Annotated in this window: 4 protein-coding genes; 1 reads left to right on the top strand and 3 read right to left on the bottom strand. The window is 57.5% G+C overall.

Annotated elements, in window-relative coordinates:
• From malQ to glgC, 3 genes are all read right to left on the bottom strand, one after another.
• Nucleotides 1–1,206, bottom strand: a 1,206-nt coding sequence (gene malQ, locus ACESMB_RS14610; RefSeq protein ID WP_372971940.1) for a 4-alpha-glucanotransferase, incomplete at its 3' end; no start/stop codon positions are given.
• Nucleotides 1,203–2,930, bottom strand: a complete 1,728-nt coding sequence (locus ACESMB_RS14615; RefSeq protein ID WP_372925610.1) for a glycoside hydrolase — start codon at nt 2,928–2,930, stop codon at nt 1,203–1,205. The genes ACESMB_RS14615 and malQ, both read right to left, overlap by 4 nt.
• A complete protein-coding gene (gene glgC, locus ACESMB_RS14620; protein WP_372971941.1) occupies nt 2,920–4,185 on the bottom strand; it encodes a glucose-1-phosphate adenylyltransferase in 1,266 nt (421 codons plus the stop codon). The genes ACESMB_RS14615 and glgC overlap by 11 nt, the downstream gene beginning before the upstream one ends.
• 190 nt (nt 4,186–4,375) lie before the next feature.
• Between glgC and ACESMB_RS14625 the strand changes: the two genes are divergently transcribed.
• The coding region (locus tag ACESMB_RS14625; protein WP_372971942.1) for an alpha-amylase family glycosyl hydrolase at nt 4,376–5,133 on the top strand (758 nt) is incomplete at its 3' end.

Consider the following 5,133-nt stretch of genomic DNA (forward strand, 5'->3'; position numbering starts at 1 on the left):
CTGGTACCAGCCCATGGTGGTGTCGTTGTCATGTGTCCCGGTGTATACAAGATCCCTTGGATGATGATTGTTCAGCAGATGGGGGTTGTCGGGGCTGCCGTCAAAGCCGAATTGCATCACCGTCATGCCGGGCAACCGGAACCGTTTCCGGAGTTCCTCCACCTCGTTGCTTATGATGCCCAGATTTTCCGCCACCAGAGGCAGGTCAGGGAATCGGCTGAAACAGGCCTCCAGAAAATGGTCTCCAGGCCCGGGTACCCAATAGCCGTATCGGGGTTGAGGCGTTTCTGCGGGAATTTCCCAGTAGGCCTGGAGGCCGCGAAAATGATCAATCCGGATCAGATCAAACAGGTGGTGCTGACTTTCGAGGCGCTCCAGCCACCATTGATAGCCCCGCTCCGCCATGGCTTCCCAGTCGTACAACGGATTGCCCCAGTGCTGGCCATCAGACGAAAAATAGTCCGGTGGCACGCCGGCCACTACGGTGGGTTCGCCCTGCTCGTCGATTTTGAAAAGATGCCGGTTGGCCCACACATCCGCGCTGTCGTGGGCCACGAAGATAGGGATGTCGCCGAACAGCAGAACTTCACGGTCTCTGGCATAGCGCCGCAAGGCCTGCCATTGATGGTTGAAGAGGAACTGCTCGAAACCAATCCGGTAAAGCCGTTGCGAGTTGTGATCCATGAACTCCTGCAGCGCATCCGGGTGCCGGTCCCGCAGGGATTCTGGCCACTGAAGCCAGCCGGGTGATGCCTGAACCTCCCGGATGGCGCAGAAAAGGCAGAAGTCGCCCAACCAGTAATCATTGGCTTTCCGGAAATGCCGATAACCGGCCTGGTCCATTCCGTCAAGTCCCGGGCTCCGGTTATCGTGAAAACGCTGCGCTGCCAGGCTCAGCAGTTGATGGCGGGGCGTTGACTGCTTCAATTCATGTTCTGCCAGCAGCCCTGTCCGGGTGAGTTCCGATAAATCGATGAATTCCGGGTTGCCGGCGTGGGCACTGAGGGATTGGTAAGGCGACAGATCCCTGTGAGTAGGACCGATGGGAAGTGTTTGCCAGATACTCACTCCACTGTCTGCCAGAAAATCGATAAATCGGCGGGCGCTTGCGCCCATAACACCCCAGTCTCCCGGCAGGCTGGTGGGGTGAAGTAATACACCTGCCCTGCGGGTACTGAACAGATCGTGGCTGCAGCTCAAGGTCATGCCGGATTATCCGCTTCATGGCCCGGGCGCATGGTGCCACTCCGAGCAGGTTCCCCGCTGCCCTGGCTCAATTTCTGGAAAACAGAAGCCGGTGCGGGGTAGCCGATTATCTCATACAGGTTCACCAGGTGCCTGCGATACAGATGCTCGAAATCGCTGACGATCTGGGCCGGGTTGTAATCCCCGAACCACCAGAACCAGTCAGAGCCCTCGCAGATTGCCAATTGTTGTTTTGCGGATTCTTTCTGCTCCGCATTGAGGCTGCCATTGTCCATCACCCGGTCGTAATGAATTTTTGCCTCGCACAACAGATCCCAGGCGCGGTTCTTGTCCGGGTCACCGATCCAGGTTGAGAAGGTGCCGTAAATCCAGCTTCCGGCCACCAGGTGCGGCAGGCGAACCGGTTCTGAAACCGGGTTGGCGGTCAGTTCCTGGTAGGTGGTCAATTCCAGCCGAGGGTGATGGGCAAGCACCCGATAGAGTTCATCCAGAAAATGGAACCCGTTCTCCGGGTAGTACTCCCAGGCGTTCTCACCGTCCATAATCACGGAAATAACCGGACCGGGTTTGCCTTTGGCTTCACTGGCGATGTTTTCCATATGGTGAACCAGGTCGCCAACGGCGTCTTTTGCGTGCCAGTCGGCATAGGTGAAGCCAATCAGGTCGGACAGCCCGTCGTCCCGGAAGAACACCGTCACTGGTGATTCTCCGAAGCTATAGGGCTGGTGGATGCCGGAATCGGACAATTCCGGTTCCTGCTCCCGGGCCAGATTGAGGCTGTTGTGAATCACAGAATCGCCGCTGGCAGTCCATTGGAAACCATGCTGCCCCAGCACGCCCAGTGTCGCCTGGCTAAGCCCGCCCTCGGAGGCCCAGCAGCCAACTGGCTCGATCCCGAAAAATCGCTGGAATACCATTCTTGCCTTTTCCAGTTGCCAGCCGGACCGCTCTTCGCCGCCCGGATAATGGCTGTGGGCAGGCAAAGCGATCTCCGGCATAGCCTCACGGGCAGACTCCAGTGCGAGTAACAGCGGCAGCATAGCGTGGGTATAGGGGCTGACAGACAGCTCTACCTGCCCTTTGTGGGCCAGGTGCCGATACCTGGGGCCGATGCCGGACAGGACATCGAAAATAACATCCAGCAGCACCCGCCGGTCTTCCATCGAAAAGTTATAACCTTTCTCCTGCAGGCTCTGGATGCAATGGTTGTCCCGCCTTATGGTTTCTCCCATCCAGCCCAAGTGATACCAGACCAGCAGATCCGACAGGAACCGGCTGGAGATGTATCTCTGCAGCTCCGGTTTTTTGCGGTAGATGTCGGCAAGCTCAGCCAGTCGCGCGTACGCCGGGTAGCGTCGGATGATCCTCTCGGGGTTTGCCCTCAGGGATTTTTCCATCAGGTCAAGGAAGGCCGGCGTTCCAGTCTCAGGCAATTCCGCTGCCACCAGCGCGGAAAGCAGCGGGTCTCCAATTTCGCCAGCGCCATGGCGCCACCGCTCAATCTGCACCAGGTAGGTTTCGATCTGTTCGAGCAGAACCGGGGCGAAATTGACCACCGCACGGGCCTCCGGTTCATTCTCCAGATGCGCCGCCATGTCGCTGTAGTCCTTGATGGTATGGAGGTACACCCAGGGAAACAGGAATTCGCCGGTGCGCATATCCTGGTAGGAAGGCTGATGCATGTGCCAGCACAAAACGACCGGGGTTCTGGTTTCAGAGGCCATGGGGATAATCCTGTCCGAGCATCTCCGGCGTGACCAGCACAATACCCTTGGGCGAAACATGGAAGCGCTTGCGGTCCTCTGCATCGTCGAAACCGATGCGGGAACCTTCCGGTATGCGGCAGCCACGGTCGATCAGTGCATTGCGGATGTGACAGCGGCGGCCAATATCCACATCCGGGTAGATGACCGAGTCCGAGATTTCACTGTAAGAGTGAACTTTAACCTGTGAAAATAAAAGGGAATGTTTAACCACTGCACCCGAGACAATGCAGCCCCCTGCCACCATGGAATCCACCGCCATGCCGCGCCGGTTGTCATCGTCGAATACGAATTTGGCCGGTGGCAGTTGTTCCTGATAGGTCCATATCGGCCAGTGGGAGTCGTACAGATTCAGCTCGGGGCTGATGCCGATCAGTTCGAGGTTGGCCTGCCAGAGTGCGTCTATGGTTCCCACGTCCCGCCAGTAGGCCGGTTTGTTCTGTACCGGATCGCGGAAAGGGAAAGCTGTCACCCGCAGGCGCTTGATAACCGAGGGAATGATATCTTTGCCAAAATCATGGGAGGACTTGCCGTCCATCTTCTGATCCCGGGTCAGTTCATCAAATAATACCTGGGTGCTGAACACGTAAATGCCCATGGAAGCCAGGGCTTTGCCGGGATGGCCGGGCATCGCTTCGGGATGTTCCGGCTTTTCAACAAATTCGGTAACCCTGAGATCATCATCCACCGACATGACACCGAATGCGGAGGCTTCATTAAGAGGCACCTCAATGCAGCCCACGGTGATATCCGCTTCACTTTCAACGTGAGCAGCCAGCATGGTGCCATAATCCATCTTATAAACATGGTCACCGGCGAGAATCAGCACGTATTCAGGCCTGTGGCTGCGGATGATGTCGAGATTCTGAAGAACCGCATCCGCTGTCCCTTCATACCAGGAGGTTTCGATGCGTTGCTGGGCCGGTAGCAGTTCGACAAATTCATCCAGTTCACCACGCAGGAATCCCCAGCCACGCTGGATGTGCCGGATTAGCGAGTGGGATTTGTACTGGGTGACCACGCCAACCTGGCCGATGCCTGAATTGATGCAGTTGGAGAGGGGGAAATCGATGATCCGGAACTTGCCACCGAAGGGAACCGCTGGTTTGGCGCGCCAGTTGGTAAGGTCGTGGAGCCGGGAACCTCGCCCCCCGGCCAGAACCAGCGCGAGAGTTTGACGTGTGAGACGACTGACGAACCGCTTTGCCGTATGCATAGCTGCTTCCCTGAAAAAAACCTTCCCTGTGCCCGTTTTTCGAACCGCAAGGATTTGCCACGTTTTTGACGTCTGTAACTATACTAGAACACTATCACGGAATTATGACGTAAACTTGTTTCGGGTCATTTTTTAAACAGGCCCGCTGACGTCCAATGAAAGCTCCACCTGGTTAGGGATTGCACGGTCTATGGACAGTCCAACGCTCAGTGAGTTCGACCTTCACCTCTTTGCCGAAGGCCGGCATTGGCATATCTATAATGTTCTGGGCGCCCACCTCTGCAAGAATCGGGGCGTGGAGGGGGTGAGGTTCGCTGTCTGGGCGCCCCATGCCAGGGCGGTCAGCGTTGTCGGAGATTTCAATCAATGGCGTTCCGGAACCCACGAGATGAGCCTGCACGAAGGCATGGGGGTGTGGTCATGCTTTGTTCCAGACATCGGTGCCGGCGCTCTCTACAAGTTCGCCATATCGACAGACCACGGTCGTGAGCTTCTGAAAACCGATCCCTATGGCCAGGCCTTCGAAATGAGGCCCGCCACAGCCGCTGTGGTGACCGAGCGGGGGCATTTCAGCTGGAACGACGGTGACTGGCTGTCGCGGCGGGGGCGCTGGAACTGGCAGGACTCGCCCATTTCAATCTACGAGGTACATGCCGGGTCCTGGCGCCATCATGGTTCCGGGCGATGGCTGACGTACCGCGAACTGGCCGACCAGCTGATCCCCTATGTGCTGGAGATGCAGTTCACCCACATTGAACTCCTGCCGGTTACCGAGCACCCGCTGGATGAATCCTGGGGCTACCAGACCACCGGATACTACGCGCCCACTAGCCGGTTCGGCACACCGGACGACCTGCGCTATCTGGTAGACCAGTGCCACCAGAACAACATCGGCGTTATTCTGGACTGGGTACCGGGCCATTTCCCCACCGACGAGCACGCCCTCGC

It is taken from the genome of Marinobacter sp., assembly GCF_041686475.1.
GTDB lineage: Bacteria > Pseudomonadota > Gammaproteobacteria > Pseudomonadales > Oleiphilaceae > Marinobacter.